This is a genomic window from Pseudomonas putida, from assembly GCF_028682395.1.
GTDB lineage: Bacteria > Pseudomonadota > Gammaproteobacteria > Pseudomonadales > Pseudomonadaceae > Aquipseudomonas > Aquipseudomonas putida_AB.
Genome location: NZ_JANHLC010000008.1, coordinates 79,470 through 105,547 on the forward strand (window position 1 = coordinate 79,470; position 26,078 = coordinate 105,547).

Annotated in this window: 20 protein-coding genes; 14 read left to right on the plus strand and 6 right to left on the minus strand. The window is 63.5% G+C overall.

What is annotated here, in order from left to right; translation table 11 throughout:
• The 11 genes from algK (at position 1) to NPS46_RS18650 (ending at position 14,157) form a co-directional block, all read left to right on the plus strand.
• On the plus strand, positions 1–1,407 hold the full coding sequence (gene algK, locus NPS46_RS18600) for an alginate biosynthesis TPR repeat lipoprotein AlgK (protein ID WP_274109711.1): 1,407 nt from the start codon (positions 1–3) through the stop codon (positions 1,405–1,407).
• On the plus strand, positions 1,404–2,927 hold the full coding sequence (locus NPS46_RS18605; protein ID WP_274109713.1) for an alginate export family protein: 1,524 nt from the start codon (positions 1,404–1,406) through the stop codon (positions 2,925–2,927). The genes algK and NPS46_RS18605 overlap by 4 nt, the downstream gene beginning before the upstream one ends.
• A 23-nt stretch (positions 2,928–2,950) precedes the next feature.
• Complete coding sequence (gene algG, locus NPS46_RS18610; RefSeq protein WP_274109715.1) at positions 2,951–4,525, plus strand: mannuronan 5-epimerase AlgG; 1,575 nt, start codon at positions 2,951–2,953, stop codon at positions 4,523–4,525.
• An 11-nt stretch (positions 4,526–4,536) separates the two neighbouring features.
• Positions 4,537–5,970, plus strand: coding sequence for an alginate O-acetyltransferase (locus NPS46_RS18615; RefSeq protein ID WP_274109717.1), 1,434 nt, complete (start codon positions 4,537–4,539; stop codon positions 5,968–5,970).
• Positions 5,971–5,981: 11 nt separating this feature from the next.
• Positions 5,982–7,097, plus strand: a complete 1,116-nt coding sequence (locus NPS46_RS18620; RefSeq protein ID WP_274109719.1) for a mannuronate-specific alginate lyase — start codon at positions 5,982–5,984, stop codon at positions 7,095–7,097.
• A 131-nt stretch (positions 7,098–7,228) separates the two neighbouring features.
• Positions 7,229–8,776, plus strand: coding sequence for an MBOAT family O-acyltransferase (locus tag NPS46_RS18625; RefSeq protein WP_274109721.1), 1,548 nt, complete (start codon positions 7,229–7,231; stop codon positions 8,774–8,776).
• A gap of 11 nt (positions 8,777–8,787) precedes the next feature.
• A complete protein-coding gene (locus NPS46_RS18630; protein WP_274109723.1) occupies positions 8,788–9,960 on the plus strand; it encodes an alginate O-acetyltransferase in 1,173 nt (390 codons plus the stop codon).
• Between the two features lie 16 nt (positions 9,961–9,976).
• Complete coding sequence (locus tag NPS46_RS18635) at positions 9,977–10,645, plus strand: alginate O-acetyltransferase AlgF (protein ID WP_274109725.1); 669 nt, start codon at positions 9,977–9,979, stop codon at positions 10,643–10,645.
• Positions 10,646–10,758: 113 nt separating this feature from the next.
• The gene (locus NPS46_RS18640; RefSeq protein ID WP_274109727.1) at positions 10,759–12,210 is read left to right on the plus strand and encodes a mannose-1-phosphate guanylyltransferase/mannose-6-phosphate isomerase; all 1,452 of its coding nucleotides are present in this window, start codon (positions 10,759–10,761) and stop codon (positions 12,208–12,210) included.
• 619 nt (positions 12,211–12,829) lie between these two features.
• On the plus strand, positions 12,830–13,294 hold the full coding sequence (locus NPS46_RS18645) for a multidrug transporter (protein WP_274109729.1): 465 nt from the start codon (positions 12,830–12,832) through the stop codon (positions 13,292–13,294).
• A gap of 38 nt (positions 13,295–13,332) precedes the next feature.
• Entirely contained in the window at positions 13,333–14,157 is an 825-nt protein-coding gene (locus NPS46_RS18650) for an SDR family oxidoreductase (protein ID WP_274109731.1), read from the plus strand.
• Positions 14,158–14,237: 80 nt separating this feature from the next.
• On the opposite strand, the gene NPS46_RS18655 is transcribed toward NPS46_RS18650, so the two are convergent.
• Genes NPS46_RS18655 through NPS46_RS18670 form a run of 4 tightly spaced genes read right to left on the minus strand, consistent with a single transcriptional unit; the run spans position 14,238 to position 19,013 of the window.
• Positions 14,238–15,104 carry an efflux RND transporter periplasmic adaptor subunit gene (locus tag NPS46_RS18655; RefSeq protein ID WP_274109733.1) on the minus strand — a complete coding sequence of 289 codons (867 nt, stop codon included), beginning with the start codon at positions 15,102–15,104 and terminating at the stop codon, positions 14,238–14,240.
• A 10-nt stretch (positions 15,105–15,114) separates the two neighbouring features.
• The gene (locus tag NPS46_RS18660) at positions 15,115–15,315 is read right to left on the minus strand and encodes a DUF1656 domain-containing protein (protein WP_274109735.1); all 201 of its coding nucleotides are present in this window, start codon (positions 15,313–15,315) and stop codon (positions 15,115–15,117) included.
• A complete protein-coding gene (locus tag NPS46_RS18665; protein WP_274109737.1) occupies positions 15,305–17,491 on the minus strand; it encodes an FUSC family protein in 2,187 nt (728 codons plus the stop codon). Before NPS46_RS18665 ends, NPS46_RS18660 begins: the two co-directional genes overlap by 11 nt.
• A gap of 10 nt (positions 17,492–17,501) precedes the next feature.
• Positions 17,502–19,013: an efflux transporter outer membrane subunit gene (locus NPS46_RS18670; protein WP_274109739.1), complete on the minus strand. Its 1,512-nt coding sequence runs from the start codon at positions 19,011–19,013 to the stop codon at positions 17,502–17,504.
• 314 nt (positions 19,014–19,327) lie between these two features.
• Here NPS46_RS18670 and NPS46_RS18675 point away from each other — a divergent pair, with 314 nt between their 5' ends.
• Together NPS46_RS18675 and NPS46_RS18680 are read left to right on the plus strand one after the other, a co-directional pair.
• On the plus strand, positions 19,328–20,284 hold the full coding sequence (locus NPS46_RS18675) for a LysR family transcriptional regulator (protein ID WP_274109740.1): 957 nt from the start codon (positions 19,328–19,330) through the stop codon (positions 20,282–20,284).
• Between the two features lie 353 nt (positions 20,285–20,637).
• Positions 20,638–21,612, plus strand: a complete 975-nt coding sequence (locus NPS46_RS18680) for a 2-hydroxyacid dehydrogenase (RefSeq protein WP_274109742.1) — start codon at positions 20,638–20,640, stop codon at positions 21,610–21,612.
• Between the two features lie 51 nt (positions 21,613–21,663).
• On the opposite strand, the gene NPS46_RS18685 is transcribed toward NPS46_RS18680, so the two are convergent.
• On the minus strand, positions 21,664–22,569 hold the full coding sequence (locus tag NPS46_RS18685) for a DMT family transporter (protein ID WP_274109744.1): 906 nt from the start codon (positions 22,567–22,569) through the stop codon (positions 21,664–21,666).
• 150 nt (positions 22,570–22,719) lie between these two features.
• On the opposite strand from NPS46_RS18685, the gene NPS46_RS18690 reads away from it, so the two are divergent.
• The gene (locus NPS46_RS18690; protein ID WP_274109746.1) at positions 22,720–23,595 is read left to right on the plus strand and encodes an AraC family transcriptional regulator; all 876 of its coding nucleotides are present in this window, start codon (positions 22,720–22,722) and stop codon (positions 23,593–23,595) included.
• A gap of 24 nt (positions 23,596–23,619) precedes the next feature.
• Here the strand turns inward: NPS46_RS18690 and NPS46_RS18695 are convergent, their stop codons facing one another.
• Complete coding sequence (locus NPS46_RS18695) at positions 23,620–26,061, minus strand: TonB-dependent siderophore receptor (protein ID WP_274109747.1); 2,442 nt, start codon at positions 26,059–26,061, stop codon at positions 23,620–23,622.
• Positions 26,062–26,078: the final 17 nt, after the last annotated feature.

A 26,078-nucleotide genomic window follows, 5' to 3' on the forward strand; every position in this document is an offset into this window, starting at 1 on the left:
ATGATGCGCCCCTCGGTCCACCTCACCCCAAGGCTGCTGCTGCCCCTGGCCGCAGCGATGGCCCTGGCCGGCTGTGCCGGCCTGCCCGACCAGCGCCTGGCCAATGAAGCACTCAAGCGCGGCGACACCGCCCTGGCCGAACAGAACTACCGCAAGCTCGCCGAACTGGGCTACAGCGAGGCCCAGGTCGGCCTCGCCGATATCCAGGTGCAAAGCCGCGATCCGGCCCAAGTCCGCCAGGCCGAGGCCACCTATCGCGCCGCGGCCGATACCTCGCCCCGGGCCCAGGCCCGCCTCGGTCGCCTGCTTGCGGCCAAGCCTGGCGCCAGCCCCGAGGAACAGCATGAAGCCGAAGGCCTGCTCAAGCGCGCCTTTGCCCAGGGCGAAGGCAACACCCTGATTCCCCTGGCCATGCTGTACCTGCAACACCCCAACAGCTTTCCCAACGTCGACGCCCAGCAGAAGATCAGCCAGTGGCGCGCCAACGGCTACCCCGAGGCCGGCCTGGCCCAGGTCCTGCTGTACCGCACCCAGGGTACTTACGACCAGCATCTGGACGCAGTGGAAAGCATCTGCCGCAGCGCACTGGCCAGCACGGATATCTGCTACGTCGAGCTGGCGACCGTCTACCAGAAACGCCAACAGCCGGACCGTCAGGCCGAGCTGCTCAAGCAACTGCAAGGCGCCTACAGTCGCGGTACCGTCAGTGCCCAGCGGATGGACAGCGTGGCCCGAGTCCTGGGCGACGCGACGCTGGGCGCGCCGGACGCGAAAACCGCCCAGCAGATGCTGGAGCAGATCGCCCCCGGCTACCCGGCCGCATGGGTCAGCCTGGCGCAACTGCTCTATGACTTCCCCGACCTGGGCGATGTCGACACGATGCTCGAATACCTGGACAACGGCCGTGCCGCCGACCAGCCGCGTGCCGAACTGCTGCTGGGCAAGCTCTACTACGAAGGCAAATGGGTACCGGCCGACGCCCGCCAGGCCGAGGCGCACTTCAAGCAGGCGCTGGGCCAGGAGGTGGCTGCCGATTACTACCTTGGGCAGATCTATCGCCGTGGCTACCTGGGCCAGGTCGAGCCGCAGAAAGCCCTCGACCATCTGCTGACTGCCGCCCGCAACGGCCAGAACAGCGCCGACTTCGCCATTGCCCAACTGTTCTCCCAGGGCAAGGGCACCCGTGTCGACCCCGTCAACGCCTATGTCTTCAGCCAACTGGCCAAGGTGCAGAACACCCCGCAGGCCAATGAACTGGCCGCGCAACTGCAAGCCCAACTACCCGTCGAGCGCCAGGCACAGGCCCGCAGCCTGCTGCAACAGGAACAGCAACTGCGCACCAGCCTGAGCCAGAACACCCTGCGCCTGCAGGCCCTGCAAGCCGACGAAGGCGAGGAAGCCCTATGAACGCCAGCCACGACGTCATCCCGCACCCCAACGCCACCCGACGCTTCAGTCTCAGCCAACTGGGCCTGAGCCTGGGCCTGGCACTGATCTGGTCCTGCCCGAGCCTGGCCGCGATGACCGACAGCAAGCACTTCGGCCTGGAGGTCAAGATCACCGGCCAGTCCGAAGACGACCGCGACCTGGGTACCCTGTCCGGCGGCGACGTCAACGGCCTCGGCCTGGACCTGCGCCCCTGGGTCTACGGCGAGCGCGGCCACTGGAGCGCCTACGCCATGGGCCAGGCCGTGACGGCCACCGATATTATCGAGACCGACACCCTGCAGCAGGCCGGCGATGACACCCAGGCCACGGCCAACGATGACCGTAAGACCAAGAAGAACTACCTGGCACTGCGCGAATTCTGGGTCGGCTACAGCGGCTTTACGCCCTACCCCGGCGAGCTCCTCAAGTTCGGCCGCCAACGCCTGCGCAATGACGACGGCCAATGGCGCGACACCAACATCGAGGCCCTGGACTGGACCTTCGACACCACCCTGTTGCGCGCCGATATCGGCGTGGCCGAACGCTTCAGCGAATACCGCACCGACCTCAAGGAGCTGGCGCCCGAGGACAAGGACCGCCTGCACCTGTTCGCCGATGTCTCCGGGCAATGGACGCCAGGACACTGGGTTGGCGTGCGCGCCCACCATACCCATGACGATGGCAAGCTCGATGTCCCACAGCCAGGCGTAGCCAGCGACCCGCTGGATAAAAAGCAGAATGGCGACCTGACCTGGCTGGGCCTGCAAGCCAACAGCGACGCCTACAACTGGCGCAATACCAATCCGGTCAACTACTGGGCCAGCGTCACCGGCATGCGCGGCGAGCGTGATCGCGTCAACCCGCTGGACGGCGACGGCAATCGCCCGCTCGAAGCCAAGCGCAATGACAGTCTCAGCGGCTGGGCCACCGACCTGGGCGTGCGCCTGCGCCTCGACCCGCAGTGGCAGGTCGGCGCCGCCTATGCCCGGGCCAGCGCCGAGTACGAACAGAACGGCCTGCAAAGCAACCGCTCGAACTACACCGGCACCCGCTCGCGGGTCCATCGCTTCGGCGAAGCCTTTCGCGGCGAAATGAACAATATGCAGACCGCCACCCTGTTCGGCTCCTGGCAACTGCGCGAGGACTACGACGCCAGCCTGGTCTACCACAAGTTCTGGCGCGTGGACGGCAAGAAAGATGTCGGCAGCAATGGCATCAACGCCGTGGACAACGACTACGACGATGTCACCGGCGCCCTGCTCTCCAGCACCTCGCTGCCCTTGCGCGACGGCAAGAAAGACCTGGGCCAGGAGATGGACCTGGTCGTCACCAAATACTTCAAACAGGGCCTGCTGCCCGCCGCGCTCAGCCAATCCATCGACGAGCCGGCCGCCCTGGTGCGCTTTCGTGGCGGTGTATTCAAGCCCGGCGACGCCTACGGCAAGGACGTCGACTCGTACATGCACCGCGCCTTTATCGACGTGATCTGGCGCTTCTGATGCGAGCCGAAAAAGGAGTGCCCATGTTCTATCCAAGCCGACACGGCCGCGTGAACCTGCTGGCCGCTGCGCTGCTGCTGGCCAGCGGCCCGGCCCTGGCCAATCTCGAAGCGGCCAAGCCGCCGACCCTGGCCAAGGAGCTGCAACAGGCCAAGACCTACACCGTCAACAGCGCGCCCACCGCGCCCCTGGAAATACCCAAGCCAGCCCTGCCCGATCTCGACGGCTACACCGCCGAAGCGGTCGCGGCGAAGATCGTGCGCAGCAAAGCCGGCAAGGTCAGCGTGCGCCGGATGATGCAGGAAGACGCGCTCAAGGACTTTATCGGTGGCGACAACAAGATGGCCGAGTGGGTGGTGCGCCAGGGCGGTATCCCCCAGGCCATTTTCGTCGACGACGGCTACGTCAACCTCAAGGAACTGGCCCGCCAGGTCCCCAATAAATACCTGCGCGAGACCGCACCCGGCGTCTACCTGGCCCGCCTGCCCATCGTGGTCGGCCGTCACGGCATCCTGGACATCGACCAGCAGACCCGCGAGCTGCGCCTGTCCCAGGAAGGCGGCTCGTTTTTGATCAACGATGGCCAGCTGTTTGTCCGTGACACTCAAGTCACCGGCTGGCGCGAGAAGGACAATGGTCCGGCCACCTTCCGCTCGCCCACTGAGTTCCGCCCGTTCCTGCTGGGCTGGGGCGGCACCCAGACCTATATCGTCAACAGCCGCATGGCCAGCTTCGGCTACGCCAACAGCAAGTCCTATGGCGTGAGCATTTCCCAGTACACGCCGAACATGGCCAAGGTGCTCAAGCGCGACGAGCCGACCGGCTGGATCATCGGCTCCGAGTTCTCGGACATGTGGTACGGCTTCTACTGCTACGAAACCCGCGACTTCGTGGTCAAGGGCAACACCTACCGCGACAACATCGTCTACGGCATCGACCCCCACGACCGCTCCCATGGCCTGATCATCGCCGACAACACCGTGCACGGGACGAAGAAAAAGCACGGCATCATCATTTCCCGGGAAGTGAACGACAGCTTTATCTTCAACAACCGCAGCTACGACAACAAGCTTTCGGGCCTGGTGATCGACCGCAACAGCGTCAACAACCTGATCGCCGACAACGAGATCTACCGCAACCACACCGACGGCATCACCCTCTACGAGAGCGGTGACAACCTGCTGTGGGGCAACAAGGTCATGGCCAACCGCCGCCACGGTATTCGCGTGCGCAACAGCGTGAACATCCGCCTCTACGAAAATATCGCCATGGGCAACGGCCTGACCGGCCTCTATGGCCATATCAAGGACCTGACCGACACCGACCGCGATATCGAACTCGACCCTTTCGATGCCGAGGTTTCGCTGATCGTGGTCGGCGGCGAGCTAGCCGGCAACGGCAGCGGGCCACTGTCCATCGACTCGCCCCTGAGCGTCGAGCTGTATCGGGTCTCGCTGCTCGCACCGACCAAGGCCAGCGGTATCAGCTTTTCCGGAATCCTTGGCGAACGCCAGGAAGAGATTCTCGACCTGCTGGTACGCCAGCGCAAAGCCGTGCTGATCGACCCTGTCGAACGCCAGACCGAATTGCAGGACTGAGGATGACCACCATGCAACCACATACCATCAAACGGCTCGGCCTCTCGAGCCTGGCCGCCGCCCTGCTGGCCCTGGCCGGTGGAGCCCGCGCCGCCGAGGTCCAGGCCCCGGCCTTCCATGCCGAACCGTGCTGCAACCTGTGCCCTGCGGCCCATGACGCCAAGAACTACACCACACGCTACCAGCGCAATTTCACCACCCTGGTCCAGGCCGAGGGCGACTGGCTGTTCCGTACCCAGGAAGACCTGCGCACCGAATTCGACACCAGCCCCGCCGGCTACCGGCGCATGCAGCAACTGCACGATGCCTTCAAGAGCAAGGGCGTGGAGTTGGTGGTGGTCTACCAACCGACCCGGGGCCTGGTCAACCGCAACAAACTGCTGCCCGCCGAGCGCGAGCGCTATGACTACGACAAGGCCCTGAAGAACTACCAGGCGATGCTCATGCGCTTCGCGAAGATGGGCTACTTCGTGCCCGACCTCTCGCCATTGACCAACGAGCAGCAGGCCCACGATTTCTACTTTCGTGGCGACCAGCACTGGACACCGTATGGCGCCGAGCGCACCGCGAAGATCGTCGCCGAGACCGTGAAGAAAATCCCCGCCTTCGCCGACATTCCCCGCCGCGAGTTCGAAACCAAGGTCTCCGGGCGCATGGGCAAGACCGGCACCCTGCACAACATGGCCGGGCAACTGTGCGGCAGCAGCTACGCGATCCAGTACATGGACCAGTTCAGCACCGAGCCCAAGGGCGAGGCCGGCGACGGCGATCTGTTCGGCGACAGCGCCAACCCCGAGATCACCCTGGTCGGTACCAGCCATAGCGGCAAGAACTACAACTTCTCCGGGTTCCTGGAACAGTACATCGGCGCCGATGTGCTCAATGTCGCCTTCCCCGGCGGTGGCCTGGAAGGCTCGATGCTGCAGTACCTGGGCAGCGAGGACTTCCAGAAGCACCCGCCCAAGGTGCTGATCTGGGAGTTCTCGCCGCTGTATCGCCTCGACCAGGAAACCATCTACCGCCAGATGATGGCCCTGCTCGACAACGGCTGCGAAGGCAAACCCAGCCAATTGAGCGCCAGCGCCAAGCTGCAACCGGGCAAGAACGAACTGCTGATCAACAGCCAGAACCGCGACCTGCGCAATGCCAGCCATCAGCTCGATATCCGTTTCGCCGACCCATCGGTGAAGACCCTGCAAGCCACCCTCTGGTACATGAACGGCCGCCACGAGGACATCAAGATCGACAAACCGCAGACCGCCGACACCGACGGGCGCTTCGCCTTCGAACTGCGCACCGACGAAGACTGGGCCTCGCAGAACCTGCTGGCCGTGGAAATCCAGGGCCCGCAACCGGGCGCCGAGGCCCAGCAGGTCGAAGCGAAACTGTGTAAACGCAACGTGTTTCCAGGCACCGGGCAGCGCAATGCCCAGGCCGGGTTATGAGGACGCCAGCCATGCCCATCCGCACCCTGCTCGCCCCGACACTCCTGGGCCTGGCGATCGTTGCCGGGACCGCCCAGGCCGCAGCGCCACTGCGCCCACCCCAGGGCTACTTCAGCGCCGTGGAGGCCTTCAAGACCGGCGATTACACCGGACGCTGCGAAGCCGTGCCCACGCCTTACACCGACAAGCTGCAATTTCGCAGCAAATACGAGGGCTCCGACAAAGCCCGCGCGACGCTCAATCTGCAGTCCGAAAAAGCCTTTCGCGAGGCCACGGCCGATATCACCACGCTGGAGCGCGGCATCAGCAAGCAGGTGATGCAGTACATGCGCGACGGCCGCCCGCAACAACTGGACTGCACCCTGAACTGGCTCACCCGCTGGGCCCAGGCCGACGCCCTGCTGTCCCGGGACTTCAACCATACCGGCAAGTCCATGCGCAAATGGGCCTTGGGCAGCCTGTCTTCAGCGTACCTGCGCCTGAAGTTCTCCGACTCCCATCCGCTCGCCACGCATCCGGCAGAGGCCCGGCAGATCGAAGCCTGGTTCGCCAAACTGGCCGAGCAGGTGATCAGCGACTGGGACAACCTGCCCCTGGAAAAAACCAACAACCATTCCTACTGGGCCGCCTGGTCGGTCATGGCCACTGCCGTGGCGACTGACCGCCGCGACCTGTTCGACTGGGCCGTCAAGGAATACAAGATGGCCGCCAGCCAGGTCGACGACCAGGGCTTCCTGCCCAACGAAATCAAGCGCCAACAGCGCGCCCTCGCCTATCACAACTATGCCCTGCCACCGCTGGCGATGATCGCCAGCTTTGCCCAGGTCAACGGTGTCGATCTGCGCCCGGAAAACCACGGCGCCCTGCAACGCCTGGGCGAGCGGGTACTGGCCGGGGTCAAGACACCCGAGGCATTCGAACGCAAGAGCGGCCAGAAACAGGACATGAGCGACCTCAAGGTCGACAGCAAATTCGCCTGGCTCGAACCCTATTGCAGCCTCTACACCTGCGATGCGCAGGTGCTGGAGCGCAAACACGGCATGCAACCGTTCAAGAGTTTTCGCCTGGGTGGCGACCTGACCAGGGTCTATGACCCGGCCCATGAAACAAGCAAAAAAGGCGGCTGATACACCCGCACCTGCGCTGTAGGCGCGAAGCCGTTCGCGCCTACAGCGATAACAGGCATGCGGCCCTCGATTTTGCGGGGGGTTTGGGGGGGCTGTGCCCCTGTCTACTTGAGTCAAACGGAGAGATCAGGATGGTTTTCTCGTCCAACGTGTTCTTGTTCCTGTTCCTGCCGATTTTCCTCGGCTTGTATTACCTGAGCGGGCAACGCTATCGCAATCTACTGCTGCTGATCGCCAGTTACGTGTTCTATGCCTGGTGGCGGGTGGACTTCCTCGCGCTGTTCGCTGCCGTCACCCTGTGGAACTACTGGATCGGCCTCAAAGTCGGGGCCGCCGGGGTGCGCACCCAGCCGGCCCAGCGCTGGCTATTGCTCGGCGTGGGCGTCGACCTGTGCATCCTGGGCTACTTCAAGTACGCCAATTTCGGGGTCGACAGCCTCAACGCCATCATGACGTCCATGGGCCTGGAGCCCTTTATCCTGACCCACGTGCTGCTGCCGATCGGGATCTCGTTCTATATCTTCGAGTCCATCAGCTACATCATCGACGTCTATCGCGGCGACACGCCGGCAACCCGCAACCTGATCGACTTCGCCGCCTTTGTCGCCATCTTCCCCCACCTGATCGCCGGCCCGGTCCTGCGTTTTCGCGACCTGGCCGACCAGTTCAACAACCGCACCCATACCCTCGACAAGTTCTCCGAGGGCGCCACGCGCTTCATGCAGGGCTTTATCAAGAAGGTCTTTATCGCCGACACCCTGGCGGTGGTGGCCGACCACTGCTTCGCCCTGCAAAACCCCAGCACCGGCGATGCCTGGCTCGGCGCACTGGCCTACACCGCCCAGCTGTACTTCGACTTCTCCGGCTACAGCGACATGGCCATCGGCCTGGGGCTGATGATGGGCTTTCGCTTTATGGAGAACTTCAAGCAGCCCTACATCAGCCAATCGATCACCGAATTCTGGCGGCGCTGGCATATCAGCCTGTCCACCTGGCTGCGCGACTACCTGTACATCACCCTGGGCGGCAACCGTGGCAGCCGGTTCGCCACCTACCGCAACCTGTTCCTGACCATGCTGCTCGGCGGCCTGTGGCACGGCGCCAATATCACCTACATCATCTGGGGCGCCTGGCACGGGATCTGGCTGGCAATTGAAAAGGCCCTGGGCCTCAACACCACGCCACGACGTTTCAACCCGGTCCGCTGGGCGCTGACCTTCCTGCTGGTGGTGATGGGCTGGGTGATCTTTCGCGCGGAAAACCTGCACGTGGCCGCCCGGATGTACGGCGCCATGTTCAGCTTTGGCGAATGGTCGCTGTCGGAACTCAACCGCGCCAACCTCACCGGCCTGCAAGTGGCGACCCTGGTAGTGGCCTACGCCACCCTGGCGTTCTTCGGCCTGCGCGATTTCTACCGTGACCGCCCTGTGGATAAGACCACCAGTGATGGCCCGGCCACCGCTCAACCAGGGCTGATCAAGGCTGTGCCGGGTGATGTTCCGGGCAGTGTTTGTGAGCCCGGCTACAGCGTCGGCCAGGCCGCCCAGGTACAGCCAGCCTACTGGGTTGCCGACTGGCCACGCTACGCCATGCGCGCCCTCGTACTGCTGCTGTTTGTCGCTTCGATCCTGAAACTTTCGGCGCAAAGCTTCTCGCCGTTCCTCTACTTCCAGTTCTGAGGGGGCCGACCATGAACCGTTCACTACGCATCCTCTACAGCGCGCTGTTTCTCGCCCTGCTGCTGGGCCTGGGCCTGTGGTCACTGGGCAGCTTCCGCGGCTTCAGCACCCAGCCTGGCGACACCGTCCTGGACGGGCGCTGGACCAAGGCCGTCGAGAGCCATTACGACGACGAGTTCCCGATCAAGCGCCTGGGCACCAATCTCTGGGCCGCGCTGGATTTCACCCTGTTCAATGAAGGCCGTCCGGGCGTGGTGCTCGGCCGCGACCAATGGCTGTACAGCGACGAGGAGTTCAAGCCCACCGCCAATGCCGAGCAGAACCTGCAGGACAACTACGCGCTGGTCGAAGGCGTGCGCCAAACCCTCAAGGCCCGAGGCGTGCAGTTGGTCATGGCGATCGTGCCGGCCAAGGTGCGCCTCTATCCCGAGCATATTGGCGAGGTCCAACCGGCCGAGCTGCATGACGCGCTGTACCACGACTTCCATGCCCGGGTTGCCGCCGACAAAATCCTCGCCCCCGATCTACTGGCCCCCCTGCAAGCGGCCAAGCAGGACGGCCGCCAGGTGTTCCTGCGCACCGACACCCACTGGACCCCGGCCGGCGCCGAAGTCGCCGCACGCCAATTGGGCCAGGCGATTGCCCGCCACGCGCCCCTGAGCGGCGAGCCCCAGCGCTTCATTACCCAAGCCCAGCAGACCGCGCCCTACAAAGGCGACCTGACGCGTTTCCTGCCGCTGGACCCGCTGTTCAGCAACCTGCTGCCCCCCGAGGAACCCCTGCAGCAACGTGCGACCCGCAGCGCCGAGGAAGCCGGCGACGACGCCCTGTTCAGCGAACGCGAAATACCGGTGGCGCTGGTCGGCACCAGCTACAGCGCCAACCCCAACTGGAACTTTGTCGGCGCCTTGAAACAGGCCCTGCACAGCGATGTCGTCAACTACTCCGAGGACGGTCACGGGCCAATCCTGCCGATGCTCGGCTACCTGCGCAGCGACGCGTTCAAACATGCTCCACCCCAGGTGCTGATCTGGGAGTTCCCCGAGCGCTACCTGCCCGTCGCCAACGAAATCGGCGATGCCGATCCGCAATGGGTCGCCGAACTCAAGGCCAACGGCAGCCGCCAACCGAACCTCGCCAGCAATGGCACGCCATCCGAGGCGCCGAATTCGGCGCGAAACTGAAGAAGAGGTACCTACCATGACCTTCATGACCACTCGCACCTTCGCCCGCAACCGCCACGTAAAAACCCTGGCCCTCGCGGCCGGCCTCAGCCTCTGTTCGTTGCAGGCCTGGGCCGGCGGCGATGCCGCGCTCTATGGCCCGGTGGCTCCAAAAGGGTCGAGCTTTGTGCGCTTGTTCAACGCCGGCAATCAGGAAGTCAACGCCAGCGTCGGCAATACCGCCCTCGGCGATGTGGCGCCCCTGGCCAGCAGCGATTTCGGCTTTATGCCCCAGGGCGACTACAGCGCCAAGGTCGGCAGCCAGACCACCCCGGTCAAGCTCGCCGCCGATCACTACTACACCCTGGTCAACACCAGCAGCGGCCAGCCGCAACTGATCGAAGAGCCGCCGTTCAAGAACAAGCAGAAATCCCTGGTGCGCGTGCAAAACCTGAGCGACCAGGCGCTGACCCTCAAGACCGCCGATGGCAAGACCGATGTGGTCAAGACCGTCGCCGCCAAGGGCCGGGGCGAACGCGAAATCAACCCGGTGAAAGTCAGCCTAGCCCTGTTCGACGGCGACAAGAAAGTCAGCGACCTCAAGCCCGTGGCCCTCGAGCGCGGTGAAGCGGCCGTGCTCTACGTCACCGGCAGCGGCAGCAACCTGGCACCCGTCTGGGTCAAGCGCCCGGTCTCGACGCGATAACCGCAGTTGCAAGCCAAAACCCGGCTTGTCGCAGCTTCCCGGACAAGAACAAGAGAGTGAAACGACAGAACGCAGTAGCTCTGACCCCATACGCTATATGAAGGAGTAACAACATGATTCCGGTAATTTTGTCAGGTGGTAGCGGCTCACGTCTTTGGCCGCTTTCGCGCAAACAGTTCCCCAAGCAATTCCTCGCCCTGACCGGCGAGCACACCTTGTTCCAGCAAACCCTCGAACGCCTGGTCTTCGACGGCATGCAGGCGCCGATTGTGGTCTGCAACAAGGACCACCGCTTTATCGTCAACGAGCAGTTGAGCAGCCGCAAACTCGCCACCCAGGCCATCGTGATGGAGCCGTTCGGGCGCAACACCGCCCCGGCCGTGGCCTTGACCGCGATGCTGTTGCTCAATGAAGGCCGCGACGAGTTAATGCTGGTACTGCCGGCCGACCATGTGATCGACGACCAGAAAGCCCTGCAACGCGCCTTGGCCCTCGCCACCGTGGCCGCCGAGCGCGGCGAAATGGTGCTGTTTGGCGTGCCGGCAACCAAGCCGGAAACCGGCTACGGCTATATCAAGTCGAGCAACGATGCGCTGCTGCCCAAAGGCGTCAGCCGGGTGGCACAGTTTGTCGAGAAGCCCGATGAAAAGCGCGCCAGCGAATTTGTCCGTGCCGGCGGTTACTTCTGGAACAGCGGGATGTTCCTGTTCCGCGCCAGCCGTTATCTGGAGGAGTTGAAAAAACACGACCCGGATATCTACGACACCTGCCTGTTGACCCTCGAACGCAGCGAGCGCGAAGACGACACCATCAGCATCGACGAAGCCACCTTTGCCTGCTGCCCCGACAACTCCATCGACTATGCGGTGATGGAAAAGACCCAGCGCGCCTGCGTCGTACCGCTCAGCGCCGGCTGGAGCGATGTCGGCTGCTGGTCTTCGCTGTGGGACGTCAACGAGAAGGACGACAACGGCAACGTGACCAAGGGCGACGTGGTCGTCCAGGACAGCCACAACTGCATGATCCACGGCAACGGCAAACTGGTGTCGGTGATCGGCCTGGAGAATATCGTGGTGGTGGAAACCAAGGACGCCATGATGATCGCCCACAAGGACAAGGTGCAGGGCGTCAAGCAGATGGTCAACACCCTGAACGAGCAGGGCCGCAGCGAAACCCAGAACCATTGCGAAGTTTACCGGCCGTGGGGTTCCTATGACTCGGTGGACATGGGCGGGCGTTTCCAGGTCAAGCACATCTCGGTCAAACCGGGGGCCTGCCTGTCATTGCAGATGCACCACCACCGCGCCGAACACTGGATTGTCGTCTCGGGTACCGCCGAAGTGACCTGTGACGAAAACGTGTTCCTGCTCACCGAAAACCAGTCGACCTATATCCCCATTGCCTCGGTGCACCGCCTGCGCAACCCGGGCAAGATTCCCCTGGAGATTATCGAGGTACAGTCGGGCAGCTACCTGGGCGAAGACGATATCGAGCGTTTCGAGGATATCTACGGGCGCTCGACGCCCATCGAACGCGGGGTATCGGTAAAAACCATCGCCCAGTAACCGGCGACAAGAGCAAAACGAAAAGCCCCCGAGCCTGTACCTGCGTCCCCTATCCGCAGGTGAAGGTCCGGGGGCTTTTCCCTTTGCGCGCCTACAGTTTGCGGGAGGGACTTGAAGAACCCTGTAACTGCTTTTGGCGGTCTGTTGGGGCACAGAACTGCGCGCGGGTCAGCTGGCTGGTGTCCGATTTCATGCGGACTTCGCTGAACCGGTTGCCAAGTGCCGTACAGAATCTGGCAAACACATCGCCCCGGCAATGTTCACGCACGATCTTGTCTACATCAGGATCGATTTGATACCCACGTGTGCCAACCTGCAAGGTCGACTGGCCTCTGCCTGGTTCGTTAGATCGCCCCCCGGAGAGGCTTATGGGCTCCGGGCCTTGGTACCCGTTGATACTGGTCATCTGCAACTCCTGCGACAGTTCTGGACAATGCTCCTCTCGCCAGGCCAGCTAGACTTCTGGTAGGTGCCGGGTGCATTTACACCGTGCGCACGCTAGCAGAGCTGTAGGACCAAAACCCTAGGATTACGCTGAAATGTCCAGGTGCTGCCCGCCCATGGCCAGCGACCCCCACCCTTGGTTAGGATGCCCGTCTACTCGCGTCGAGGTTTACCCATGTTTATAGGCGTTGCGCTGATCATCACCTGGCTGGTGCTGCTGTTGCGCTACCCGTCCAAGGCCCTGCCGGTTTCCCTCGCCGCCCTCTGCGGGCTGGGCCTGGTGGCCCTCTGGGTGTCCTGGCTCGACAGCCGCGAAGCGCAGCAACTGGCTCGCCTGGATATGCTGATCCGCTACGCCCCGCAGCACTGCCCGGCCGACCGGCCGCTGCACCTGGTCATGAAGAACGACAATCCGGTCCCCCTGGTAGAATTGCGCTGGCGCATCGCGGCCTATGCCCCGGGCGACACGGTCAACCTTGCGGAAAACCTCTACGCGGCGCCGCGCTATCGGGGCCCCGGCCAGTTGCAGGCCGGGGCGACCTGGGAAGACTGCCTGCCCATGCCACCGCTGCGGCCCGGTTACCGCCCGCAAACCCTGGAGTTTCGTGCCGAGCGCTTACAGGGTAGTTTCTCCGATTGATCCACTCGCCTTTTCAGCTTCAGCACAAGGACCGCGCCATGCCCGTTGCACTGATCACCGGTTGTTCCAGCGGCATTGGCCGCGCATTGGCTCAGGCCTTCAAGGCCGCCGGCTATAACGTCCTGGCCACCGCCCGCAAACCTGAAGACCTCGCCGCGCTGGAGGCCGAGGGCCTGGTGGCGCTGCCCCTGGATGTCAATGACGGCCCGGCCCTGGAGGCCCTGAGTGAGTGGATCAATCAGCAATTCGGCGGCCTTGATGTGCTGATCAACAATGCCGGCTATGGCGCCATGGGCCCGCTGCTCGATGGCGGCGTCGATTCGATGCGGCGCCAATTCGAAACCAATGTGTTTTCTGTGGTCGGCGTAACCCGTGCGATGTTCCCTGTGTTGCGGCGCAGCCGTGGGTTGGTGGTCAATATCGGCAGCGTGTCCGGGGTGCTGGTCACGCCGTTCGCCGGTGCCTACTGCGCCTCCAAGGCTGCCGTCCATGCGCTGAGCGACGCCTTGCGCATGGAGCTGGCGCCCTTTGGCATTCAGGTGATGGAGGTGCAGCCGGGCGCCATCGCCTCCAGCTTCGCCAAGCATGCCGGGCATGCCGCCGAACAACTGCTCAATGAGCAGTCACCCTGGTGGCCGCTGCGCGAGGGTATCCGCGCCCGGGCCAAGGCGTCCCAGGACCAGCCGACCCCGGCCGGCGAGTTTGCCGCCGATGTGCTCAAGGCCGTGGGGCAAACGCACCCGCCCCGCCTGCTGCGCCTGGGCAATGGCAGCCGGGCGCTACCGCTGCTGGCCAGCCTGCTGCCCAAGGGGTTGCTGGAAAAAGTGCTGATGAAGCGCTTTGGCTTGAACAAACATCTGTAGCCGGCAGGGCCAGCAGAACGGCGCCTGCGGCAGCAGCTACAGGGCTACTCCAGGCGGATCCTGCGACCGTAGCGCTGTACTTACTCGGCCTCGGCCGCAGGCTTCACCACCACGGTGCAGGTAATCCCCGCGGCGAGCAGCACGTCGTCCGGCACTCCGTCGAGATGGATGCGCACCGGCACCCGCTGGGCCAGCCGCACCCAGTTGAACGTCGGGTTGACGTCGGCAATCAGCTCGCGACTCTCGGGGTTGTCACGGTCGTAGATACCGCGGGAAATGCTCTCCACATGGCCGGTCATCACCTGGCCGCTCATCAGTTGCATTTCAGCCTGGTCACCGACCCGCACATGGGGCAGCTTGGTCTCTTCGAAAAACCCATAGACCCAGAACGAATTCATATCGACCACGGCCATTTTCGGCTCGCCAATCCGCGCGTAATCGCCACGGTGCACGTTCAGGTTGGTCACATAACCGTCCACCGCCGCCAGCACCTGGGTGCGCTTCAAATTCAGTTCGGCAGCCTCCAGTTGTGCCTGGGCATGCTGGTAATCGGCCAGGGCCGAGTCGGCGATATTGCTCGCGTCGTCACGGTTCTCGCGCGAGATCACCAGGTTGTCCAGATCCGCCCGGCGATGGGCATTGACCTTGCGCATTTCCCAGGTGGCTTTCTTCGAGGCCACCAGCGCCTGGGCCTGCTTGACCGCGATGCGGTAGTGCTCAGGATCGATCTGCATCAGCAGGTCACCCTTTTTCACCAACTGGTTATCGCGCACGGGCACGTCGACCACCTCGCCGGTGACATCCGCCGCCACGTTGATAATGTCCGCACGTACCCGCCCATCACGGGTCCAGGGCGTGTGCATGTAATGCTCCCAGAGCGTGTGGCCGATCCAGATCGCGAGGGCCAGGACCAACAGGGTGGCGATCAGGCTGAACAGCTTTTTCATCAGGTCGTTCTCAACGGTAAACAGTGAGCGCCATGGCGCCGAAAATGCAGCAGAACAGGCTCAGGCGCAGCAACGCCGGGTGCCAGAAAAACCGGTAGCCGTCATACCCGGCGATAAAACGGTCCAGCGCCCAGGCCACGCCGGCAGCGATCAGGAACATCAAGGTCATGGTCGGCATATACACGCCATGAAAGGCGATCTCACGGGGCATGGGGCAGTCCTTGGGGCTTGGCGTAGGCGGCCAGGGGCGATTGCGGGTCGAGTAGCGAGGTGCGGATAAAATGCAGGTAGCTCTGTACCCGACGCAGGGCCGAGGTGTCGAAGTGCCGGGCAAAGGGTTCGTCGGTGGCCTGTACGCGGCTGATGGCGTGGTCGACAGCGATCAGCCCGCGCTCCAGATTGCTCGCGCTCGGTTGCAGGAACAGCCGCACCAGGGACCGCCCCATCACGCGGATCGCCTGACGCCAGGGCTGCGACTCGGCATAGGCCGGGTGCACCGGCAGGATCGCCTGCTCCTTGCGCAATTCGATAATCGCGTGGCCGACCTCCAGCACCACGAACATCCAGCGCAGCAGCTCGCTCTGTACCTTCGGCTGGCCGGCCGCCAGGCCGTAGGCCTGGTGCAGCAGGTCGCGAGTGCGGCTCTCGAAGCTCGAACCCAAGCCGCGCAGCTTGCCGCTGATGGCATAGACCACCTGCTCGCGCAGGTCGGCTTCCAGCCGGCGCCACAGCCAGCGGCTGTTGGGCGGCAGGATGATCGCCCCGGCTGCGGCACACACCAGCATGCCCATGACCATGGCGATGTAGTCATTGATAAAGGTGTAGGGGTTGTAGATCGTCAGGTTGTCCGGCACCGAACCGGTGCTGAAAAAGATCAGCAGCCCCAGGCCGACCCCGGCAAAGCGCGGCCGCGAAGACAGGAACGCGCCCAGCACGATGACCGGCGCGAGCATCACGCACAGCAGCGGGAAGCCATCGATAAAGGGGAACACGAAGAACATTTCGACAAACCCGATCAGGGCCCCGAGAAACGTCCCGCAAGCCATCTGGAAGGCCATGCGCTTGGGGTTCGGCGTGGCGGCCGAGAGGCCGACAGTCGCCGCGGCAATCAGGGTCATGGTCGCCCCGCTCGGCCAGGCCGTGGCCACCCAGTAACTGCCCAGCACAATCAGGATAAAGGCCGCGCGCACGCCCGAAGCCGTGGCCGCCAGCCAATTGGTCTGGGGCGTGAAGGGCTCGTCCCACTGCTCGCGCGCATGGCTGTGATCGGCCAGGGACGCATGGGTCTGGGCATAGCCATGCATCTCATCGACAAAGCGATAGAGCAGTTCATAGGCGGTATGAAAATCCAGCTGTTCGCCCGCGCTGGGACTGCTCTCCTGGAACTGCGTACGCAAGCTGCGCACTCGCTCGGGAAGCCCCTGTTTATAGGCCGCCAACTCCGTCGCCAGGCGCGCCGCATCGGCGTCGGTCAGGGCCCGCCCGGAAAAACCGTCGAGCAGTTCGGCCAGGTCCTGCAAGCCCGGGCGAATCGCCGCCACCACCGCATCAGAGCCGCTGCCGTGCAGGCGTTCGAGCAATTGGTGCAGGGCATTGAAGCGCGTGGTCAGGGCCATGAATTCGCTGTTCAGGCGACTCAACCGACCGTTGCGTCGCCGCATGTGCGGGTCTTCGAATACCGTCACGCTGCGCAGCCCCTCCAGGCCGACCGCCTCGGCGATAAAGCGCACATTGCTCGCCTCGAAATTATCCCGCCGGCTGCGCCCGCGCAGGCCGTCGGTGACAAACAGCGCAAACACCCCAAAGCGCTGGTACAGCGCATTGCGCATTGCCGCACTGGCGGTCTGCGGCAGGATCGCCGCGCTGACCAGGGTGGCGCAGAGAATCCCCAGGGAGATCTCCAGCACCCGCCAGACCGCCGCCATAAAGGCACCTTCCGGATGAGCCAGGGCCGGCAGGCCGACCATCGCCGCGGTGTAGCCCGCCAAGACAAAACCATAGGCCCGAAAGTTACGGCAGCGCGCGGCACCGGCCGAGCAGATACCGACCCAGATCGCCAGCGAACCGAGAAACAGCTCGGTGTTCTGCGCGAACAGGGCAATCAGCGCAACCATCACCGAGGAGCCGGCCAATGTGCCGAGAAAGCGATAGAAGCTCTTGGCAAACACCTGGCCGCTTTGCGGCTGCATGACGATAAATACCGTGATCATCGCTGTGCGTGGTTGCGGCAACTCCAGGCGCATCGCCAGCCACAAGGTCAGAAACGCGGCAATCAACACCTTGAAGATGTACACCCAGGTCACGCCGTCACTGCGTGCCCAGTCAAAGAAACCGCGGCGCCATTCCAGGGAATACAGCCAGCGCAACGGTGCGGGCAAGGGAGTCATTGCGGCCTTCTCAGTGATCGAAGACGGCCAGCGCCGCCGGGGTCTTGCTCGGTTGGATCTGCTGCTCGGCCGGCACATCGTGGCCCGCGCCCAGGCCACCACCCAGGGCCGTGACCAACTCGGCATGGGCGCTCAGGCCGGCGGCCCGGACCTGTTGCTCGATCTGCTGCTGGTGGAACAACAGCGTCTGGGCATTGAGCACATTGAGGTAGTCGGTCAGGCCGCGCTGATAGGCGATCATCGCGATGTCATAGGTCTTGCGCGCGGCGGCCACGGACTCGGCGGCGAACACCTGCTGCTTGGCCATCGACTCGCGGCGGATCAATTGATCGGAGATGCCTTTGAGGGCCACGATCAGGGTCTGGTTGTAATGGGCCACGGCCAGGTCGTAACCCGCCGATGCCTCGCCCAGTTCGGCACGCAAGCGGCCACCGTCAAAGATCGGCAGGCTGATGGCCGGGCCGACGTTGTAATTGAATTTCCTGCCGGTCAGAAACCCCAGGGCACTCCCGCCGGTGGCCATAAAACCCAGGCTGCCGACCAGGTCGACATTGGGGTAGAAACCGGCATGGGCGACATCGATGCCCCGGGCCTGAGCCGCGACCTGCCAGCGGCTGGCAACCACATCCGGGCGCTGCCCGAGCAATTGCGCAGGCAGCGTCGACGGCAATTTCAGCTCGGCCTGCAGGGATAGCGTGGGGCGCTGCAACTGCGCACCGTCCCCCGGACCTTTGCCAGCCAGGGCCGCCAGTTGGTTACGGGCCAGAGCGATCTCCTCGTCGAGGGCATCGAGCTGACGATGGGTTTCGGGCAGTGGCGTTTCGGCTTGGCTGACTTCGAAATGAGTGCCGATCCCGCCATCCAGGCGCTTTTGCGCCAGGTCGAGAATCTGCGTCTGCTGCTCAAGCGTGGCCTTGACGATATCGCGCTGGGCGTAGTGCAACGACAGTTGGATATACACGCGCACCACGTTGTTCTGCAGTTCCAGCTGGGCCATGCGCCCTTCGGCCACACTCATATGGGCCAGGTCAACGGCACGTTCGGTGGCGTTCTTTTCCTTGCCCCACAGATCGAGGGCATAGCTGAAACCCAGGGCGGCGTTGTTATCCCAGGTGTTGCTGTCGGCCAGGGCGCCGGGACCGTAGAACTGGTCCGTCGGCCAGCCATGCCGCTTGAGGTTAGCCGTGCCATTGACCTGCAACGACTCGGCGGACTCGGCGAGCCCGGCCAGGGCGCGGGCCTGGCGCACCCGGGCGGCGGCCATGGCCATGCTCGGGCTGCCCTGTACAGACAGGTCGACCCAGCGATCGAGCTGTGGGTCGCCATAGGCTCGCCACCACTGGCTGGTGGGCCAATGGGCATCCTGCGCCGCGCTCTGGATCGCGGCGTCAGTGGCCAAGGAGTTGGCGGGGAGCGTCTTGCCCTGTGGGGCAATACCTCCGGTTCCAATGCAGCCGCCGATTGCTAACGATAAAGCCCATACACTGAGAGTCTTCAACTCCCTGCTGATGCGACGCGGCACTGCTGCAAATTCCCGACATGGATAAAGGAGGCTGACCCATAGGCGCTGGCGAAGGCTGCGACCGGCTGCACAGCAGTCGTCGTGCGGACCCATGCTTGGCGAGCTCCCGCGCTGATGGCCATACCGCCGGCGGGTGGGTTCTTCGCAGCCTTCGTCAGCGCCTACAACGTGGGCAATTCTAGGCGTCGGCCAACAAGGCGATAAGCTGGCGTTCCTGTGAATCTTTATTACCGTTAACGCGATAATCCCTTGGTCGAGTACCCACTCGCCCGTTACTTCATGTCACAATTTGCTATCACCCCCGAGAGCACTCCATGGACACTTTGCAAAACATGCGCGCCTTCAGCACCGTCGCCCAGGCTGGCAGCTTCACTGCCGCTGCGGTGCAGCTGGATACCACCACGGCCAACGTTTCGCGCGCGGTCTCCAACCTGGAGGCCCATCTGCAAACCCGCTTGCTCAACCGCACCACCCGCCGCATTGCCCTGACCGAAGCCGGCAAGCGCTACCTGCTGCGCTGCGAACAGATCCTGGCGTATGTCGAAGAAGCCGAAGCCGAGGCCAGCGACGCCCATGCCCGGCCGTCCGGACAGTTGAAAATGCACACCATGACCGGCGTCGGCCAGCACTTCGTGGTCGATGCCATTGCCCGCTATCGCAAGACCCACCCGGACGTGACTTTCGACCTGACCCTGAGCAACCGCATGCCGGACCTGCTGGACGAGGGCTACGACGTTTCCATTGTCCTGGCCAGCGAACTGCCGGATTCAGGCTTTGTGTCCCAGCGCCTGGGCATCACCTACAGCATCGTGTGTGCCTCGCCGGCCTATGTAAAAGCCAACGGCGCCGTCAACAAGCCCAGCGATCTGCTCAACCACGCGTGCCTGCGCCTGGTCAGCCCGGTGATTGCTCTGGAAAAATGGCAGTTCGACGGCCCCGAGGGCCAGGAGCAGGTGGTGATCAACAGCTCCCCCTTCCTGGTGAACTCCGCCGACGCGATGAAAACCGCGATCATCAGCGGCATGGGCGTGGGGGTGCTACCGGTGTATGCCGCCATCGAAAGCCTGCGCAACGGCAGCCTGGTGCGCATGATGCCCAGCTACCGCTCCCAGGAGCTGAACCTGTACGCCATCTACCCGTCGCGCCAGTACCTGGATGCCAAGATCAAGACCTGGGTCGAATACCTGCGCGGCTCGCTGCCGGAGATTCTGGCCGCCCATCAAGCCGAGCTGGCAACCTATGACGTGAGCAGCCTGCGGCTGGCCAACTGAGCCACCGGCTTGCCCTTTGCGAAAGCAGAGGGCAAGCCGCTAGGCAAAAAATCGGCTGCTACTCAGGGTATGCCGCGCACACGGCAGAATTTCCCCGACCGCTGCGAACAGTTCGGCCAGCAGCCTTTTATCCACATTCATATAGCCTTCGTGCCATGCCTGAACGGTGCGGGCGTTTCAGCTCACGCATCACTCCGTCTTTGCGACCTGCCCAACCAAAGATCTGTTTGGCCTGGAAGCTCCGATCAGGCTTGTCAGCTCCAACCACGACCCAGTACAAGCCAACGCTGCAAAAAACCAGCGAGAATGTTAGCTTGCTTGCTTTCTCCTGCGACCGACGAGCCAGCCTAACAATGAAAAAGACCGTACTTGCCTTCAGCCGTATCACGCCCGCCATGGTTGAGCGCCTCCAGCAGGACTTCAACGTGATCGTGCCGAACCCCAAGCTCGGCGATATGAATGCACAGTTCAATGAAGCCCTGCCCGAGAGCCACGGGCTGATCGGCGTCGGCCGCAAGCTGGGCCGCGCGCAACTGGAAAACGCCGCCCAACTGGAGGTGGTGTCCAGCGTTTCGGTGGGCTACGACAACTATGATCTGGCCTACTTCAATGAACGCGGGCTGATGCTGACCAACACCCCTGATGTGCTGACCGAAAGCACCGCCGACCTGGCCTTCACCCTGTTGATGTGCAGCGCCCGCCGCGCCACGGAGCTGGATGCCTGGACCAAGGCCGGGCAGTGGCAAGCCACCGTGCAACCCGCCCATTTCGGCAGTGATGTACATGGCAAGACATTGGGTATCGTCGGCATGGGCAATATCGGCGCCGCCATCGCGCGCCGTGGCCGCCTGGGCTTCAATATGCCGGTGATCTACAGCGGCAACAGTCGCAAGACCGAGCTGGAGCAGGAACTCGGCGCGCAAATGCGCAGCCTCGACGCACTGCTGGCCGAAGCTGACTTCGTCTGCCTGGTGGTACCGCTCAGCGACAAGACCCACCACTTGATCAGCGAACGCGAATTGGCGTTGATGAAACCCAGCGCGATTCTGATCAACATCTCCCGCGGCCCGGTGGTCGACGAACCGGCCCTGATCGCGGCCTTGCAAAACGGCACCCTGCGCGGCGCCGGACTGGATGTGTACGAGAAGGAGCCACTGCCCGAGTCGCCGTTGTTCCAGTTGAAGAACGCCGTGACCCTGCCCCATATCGGCTCGGCCACCCACGAAACCCGCGAGGCCATGGCCAACCGGGCTGTGGATAACCTGCGCAGCGCCCTGCTGGGCGAACGCCCGCAGGACCTGGTCAATCCCCAGGTCTGGAAAGGCTGAAGCGATCCGCTGCTGGGTGATGGCGCCCCAAGCGCCGCCATCACCCAGTCCTCAGGCCAGCTTGGCCGGCCCCGGCGCATTGTTCAGTGGCTTGGGTTTGCGAAACACCAGCACATTGCCCAGCATCACCAGGACCAGCCCGAACAACGCGGGCAGGGTCCACTGGTAACCTTCGGCATAGGCGGAAACGTTCAACGCCACCACCGGGAACAACACCGTGCAGTACGCCGCGCGCTCCGGTCCCATGCGTCCGACCAGGGTCAGATAGGCGGTAAAGCCAATCACTGAGCCGGGTATCACCAAGTACAGCAGCGAGCCGATATAGCGACTGTTCCACTCCATGTCGAACGGGATCCCCTGAACCAGGCAATAGCCGGCCAACATCGCCGCGCCATAGGCCATGCCCCAGGCATTAGTGGTCAGCGGCTTCAGCCCGGCCTTCTGTTGCAGACTGGAAAGCAGATTACCCGCCGAGAAGCACAGCGTGCCGAACAGCGCCAAGCCCAGGCCGAGCAAGGTTTCTGGACTGGCGCTGTGCCCGGATAGTTCCGGCCAGAACAACAGGCCCAACCCCAACAGCCCCAAGCCCCCCCCCAGCAGTACATTGCGGGCCACCTTCTGGCCAAAGAACACCCGTGCATTCAAGGCATTCCACAAGGTCGCCGTGGAAAACACCACGGCGATCAGCCCGCTGGGGATCCACTGGCTGGCGGTGAGAAAACACAGGAAGTTGATACAGAACAGGCACACCCCCTGAGCCAGGCAAATACCGTGGCCACGGCGATTCATCGGTTGCAGCTTGCGACTGAGCAACAGCAGGGCAAACAACACCAGCGCGGCCAGGGCAAAACGGTAAACGATGGAGACGGGGATCGCGACCACGCCCAGTTGCAGTTTCAGGGCGATCCAGGTGGTGCCCCAGATCAGTACGGTCAACAGATACAACGAGAGGTTCATGCTACGGCTCCAGACCCAACTGCAAGTGTGCTTGGCTCAAGTCTCGCGCCTGGGCTGAACGCACGCTTGCATAAACTTGCGCTTTTATCGCGAACAGGGCTGGCACATGGCCCATCTGGGCGTAGGATGCGAAGCGTTGGAGACGTGATCATGCCCGCACTCGAAACCCTGCAAGTGTTCCAAGCCCTCAACCGTTCGCCCAATGCTCGCCTGGAGCACAGCGCCGAACTCGGTGACGGCATGGCCGCAGCCCTGTGGAGCAACCATCACGACGCCCAGGAATACGAAGGCCCCAGCCACCACACGCTGTCCTGCTATATCGCCGGTGGCACGGGCACGTTCAGGCGCGAGCAGCCCGACGCCAAGGGGGCCCCGGACAAACTCTGCATCCTGCCCGCCGGTCATCAATCGGCCTGGGTCATCAATGGCCAGATTCGCCTGGCGCACCTGTACTTCAGCCAGGAACAGTTCGCCCTGGGCTGCATCACCCTGCTCGATCGCGAGCCGCGGGAAATGCAATTGCGCGAAAGCACCTTCCTCGAAGACCCGCAGCAGGCCCAGCGCTTTCGCCAACTGATCGAGCTGAACTGGGACGAACCGGGCGAACGCTTGCTCACCAGCAGCCTGGCCCATTCCCTGCTCAGCCATACCCTGCTCAGCCAGGTGGGCCTGCGCCAAGGGCTGCGGCTCAAGGGCGGCCTGGCAGCACACCAGCGCCGGCATCTGGTCGACTATATCGAGCAACACCTGGAGCAGCCGATCAGCCTCGGCGAACTGGCCGGGCAATGCGCGTTGTCGGAGTACCACTTTGCGCGGATGTTCCGCGAAAGCTTTGGCCTGCCGCCCCATCAGTACTTGCTGGCGCGGCGCCTGGCCCGGGCCCGCGAGCTGTTGCGCAATAGCCGACAGCCATTGGGCGAGGTTGCCTTGGCCTGCGGGTTTGCCAGCGCCAGCCACTTTGCCAACCGCTTCAAACAGGCATTGGGTGGCACGCCGGGAGAATATCGCCTGGCGGTGTGGCGCTAACAGCGCCCTGGCAGCAGGCTCGCCCTAGAACTCCAGCGTGCTCGACAACGACACCTGTCGCGCATCGCCCATGGACACAAAGTAGCGGCTGACGCTGGAGGTGTAATACGTGCGGTCGAACAGGTTCTTCACATTGAGCTGGAACTTGACCTTCTGCCCGTCCAGTTGCGTGTCGTACGTGGCAAAGGCATCGGCAACGGTGTAGCCCGGCAGGTCGAAATCGTTGATCGCATTGCCCGCCCGCTCCCCGACATAGCGCGCCCCGGCACCGATCCGCAACTGGTCGCCGCCCAACAGGCTGCCAACGTCATAGACCGCCGACAACGCGCCACTGTTCTTCGCGACGTTCGCCAGGCGCTTGTCCTGGTACGTGATGTCCTTCGTCACCTCGGCATCGGTATAGGCATAGTTGCCGATCACGCTCCAGCGCTCGCTCAACTGCCCGGTCATGTCCACTTCCAACCCGCGCGAGCGCACTTCCCCGGCCGCGCTGTACAAGGTGACCGGGCCCTCGGCATTGGCCACCAGCACATTGCGCTTGGTGATATCGAACAGGGCGATGTTCCCGGTCAGGCTACCGGGACGGTCGAAGCGCACGCCCAACTCCCACGACTTGGCCTCTTCCGGCGCCACCGCCGAGTCAAGGATCATGGTGCTGCCACTCAGCGGGGCAATGGTCGAGTTGGGTTTGAACGACTCGGTGTAGCTGCCGTAGAACGACAGCTCGTCGGTGTAGCGGTACACCAGGCCCGCGCGCGGCACCCATTTTTGCCCGCTGTTGTCGGTATTGGCCTTGAACGGTATGCCTTTGCCGGCGTACTGATCGTAGGCCTGGAAGCGCCCACCGACCACCAGGATCCACTGATCGTTCAGGTGGATCGAGTCCTGCATAAACAGCGAATCGCTGCGCAGCTTGTCGGTCTGGGCACTGTCCGGCAGGCCGACCGTGGTGCCGGCCACCTCGCGGCCATACACCGGATCGAGGTAGCTGAAGCTGGTCAGGCTGTTCTGGCGAATCAGCTTGGCCCGATAGATCTTGCGATGCTCATCGTCCATGCCGACCACCACATCATGCTGCAGGCCGGCCAGATTGAGCTTGCCCTCGAAGCTGACAGTAGCAAACCGATCATTGCTCAAGGCGCCCTGGGTGCCGTCCATCTTGCGCGTCAACGTGCCGGTCTTGGTATTGATCCCGGTGACGCGAACCTGGCTGGCGTCGTAGGTTTCGCGGTTGTAGCTCAGGCCAAAGTGGACCTTCCAATCGTCGTTGAGCGCGTGGTCGACCTCGAAGCGGTACAGGTCCGAGCGCCCCTGCATATTGTTGAACGGCTCATCCAGGCGACGTTCGCGGGGGATATTCAGCGGACGCAGGGTGTCCGGGTTGATGGCCGTGCCACGGTCGAACGGCGAGAGAAACTCACGATGTTCGTAGGCCACCTGGACCTGGGTGTCCTCGCCGTACCAGGCCAGGGAAGGCGCGATCAGGGTCTCGCGATGCTTGCCGAAGTTGCGCCAGTAGTCTTCGTCGTCATGATCGAGGATCAGGCGGTAAGCCAGGGCGGAATCGCCCAGCGCACCGGTACTGTCCAGACCGCCACCGCTGCCATTCTTGCCATCGCCGTAGGTCGAGCCGCGCAGCGTCAAGGCGTTGTAGGCCTGTAGCTCAGGCTTCTTGCTGACCACATTGACCACGCCGCCCGGGTCCTGGATGCCATAAAGCAGCGAAGCCGGGCCCTTGAGCACTTCGACCCGCTCGGCCGTGGCATTCAACGCACGGCCCTGCACCACCGGCATGCCGTCGCGCATGATCGAGCCGTCGCGGTTGTCGCCAAAACCACGCTTCATCACCGAGTCCTGGGTGCTGCCCAGGGTATTGCCCTGGGTGATGCCGCTGACATTGGCCAGGGCGTCATCGAGATTGCGCGGGGCCTGGTCGCGCAACACCTGGGCCGGCACGATATTGACGGTCTGCGGGGTCTCCTGCAGCGTTGCGCCGGAACGCATGATCGACGAGGTGGGCGGCGGCTGATAGCTGGTCGCCGAGGTCTGGGCCGTGGCATTGATGGTGGTGGCGCCCAGGTTCAGCGTCCCTTCGCTGGGCAGCGGCTCAAGGGCCAGGGTCCGCGCATCGGTGCGCCGGAAAGTCAGCCCGGAGCGCGCCAGTAAACGCTGCAACGCCTGTTCGGCACTGAACTGGCCATTGAGCGCCGGGGCCTGCTGGCCGTAGGGCGCTTCGTCGGTGTAGACCACGCTCAATCCGGTCACCCGGCTGAACTCGCTCAGTGCCTGGGGCAAGGGCTTGGCAGCGATGGCAAAGCTAAACACGGCGCTGTGCTGCGGGCTGGGATCTTCTGTCGCCTGAGCCACAGCCAGGGGCAACAGGGCCAGGCCCGAAACCACCAGTACCGAGGCACCGAACCATTGTTTAACCAAACCGCCTGTCGCCGATATTGCCCTGGACTTCATGCTGATGACTCGTGAGT

Coding starts and splice junctions, on each gene's coding strand:
- algK (WP_274109711.1), top strand. CDS start 1: ATGATGCGCCCCTCGGTCCACCTCACCCCAAGGCTGCTGCTGCCCCTG.
- NPS46_RS18605 (WP_274109713.1), top strand. CDS start 1,404: ATGAACGCCAGCCACGACGTCATCCCGCACCCCAACGCCACCCGACGC.
- algG (WP_274109715.1), top strand. CDS start 2,951: ATGTTCTATCCAAGCCGACACGGCCGCGTGAACCTGCTGGCCGCTGCG.
- NPS46_RS18615 (WP_274109717.1), top strand. CDS start 4,537: ATGCAACCACATACCATCAAACGGCTCGGCCTCTCGAGCCTGGCCGCC.
- NPS46_RS18620 (WP_274109719.1), top strand. CDS start 5,982: ATGCCCATCCGCACCCTGCTCGCCCCGACACTCCTGGGCCTGGCGATC.
- NPS46_RS18625 (WP_274109721.1), top strand. CDS start 7,229: ATGGTTTTCTCGTCCAACGTGTTCTTGTTCCTGTTCCTGCCGATTTTC.
- NPS46_RS18630 (WP_274109723.1), top strand. CDS start 8,788: ATGAACCGTTCACTACGCATCCTCTACAGCGCGCTGTTTCTCGCCCTG.
- NPS46_RS18635 (WP_274109725.1), top strand. CDS start 9,977: ATGACCTTCATGACCACTCGCACCTTCGCCCGCAACCGCCACGTAAAA.
- NPS46_RS18640 (WP_274109727.1), top strand. CDS start 10,759: ATGATTCCGGTAATTTTGTCAGGTGGTAGCGGCTCACGTCTTTGGCCG.
- NPS46_RS18645 (WP_274109729.1), top strand. CDS start 12,830: ATGTTTATAGGCGTTGCGCTGATCATCACCTGGCTGGTGCTGCTGTTG.
- NPS46_RS18650 (WP_274109731.1), top strand. CDS start 13,333: ATGCCCGTTGCACTGATCACCGGTTGTTCCAGCGGCATTGGCCGCGCA.
- NPS46_RS18655 (WP_274109733.1), bottom strand. CDS start 15,104: ATGAAAAAGCTGTTCAGCCTGATCGCCACCCTGTTGGTCCTGGCCCTC.
- NPS46_RS18660 (WP_274109735.1), bottom strand. CDS start 15,315: ATGCCCCGTGAGATCGCCTTTCATGGCGTGTATATGCCGACCATGACC.
- NPS46_RS18665 (WP_274109737.1), bottom strand. CDS start 17,491: ATGACTCCCTTGCCCGCACCGTTGCGCTGGCTGTATTCCCTGGAATGG.
- NPS46_RS18675 (WP_274109740.1), top strand. CDS start 19,328: ATGGACACTTTGCAAAACATGCGCGCCTTCAGCACCGTCGCCCAGGCT.
- NPS46_RS18680 (WP_274109742.1), top strand. CDS start 20,638: ATGAAAAAGACCGTACTTGCCTTCAGCCGTATCACGCCCGCCATGGTT.
- NPS46_RS18685 (WP_274109744.1), bottom strand. CDS start 22,569: ATGAACCTCTCGTTGTATCTGTTGACCGTACTGATCTGGGGCACCACC.
- NPS46_RS18690 (WP_274109746.1), top strand. CDS start 22,720: ATGCCCGCACTCGAAACCCTGCAAGTGTTCCAAGCCCTCAACCGTTCG.
- NPS46_RS18695 (WP_274109747.1), bottom strand. CDS start 26,061: ATGAAGTCCAGGGCAATATCGGCGACAGGCGGTTTGGTTAAACAATGG.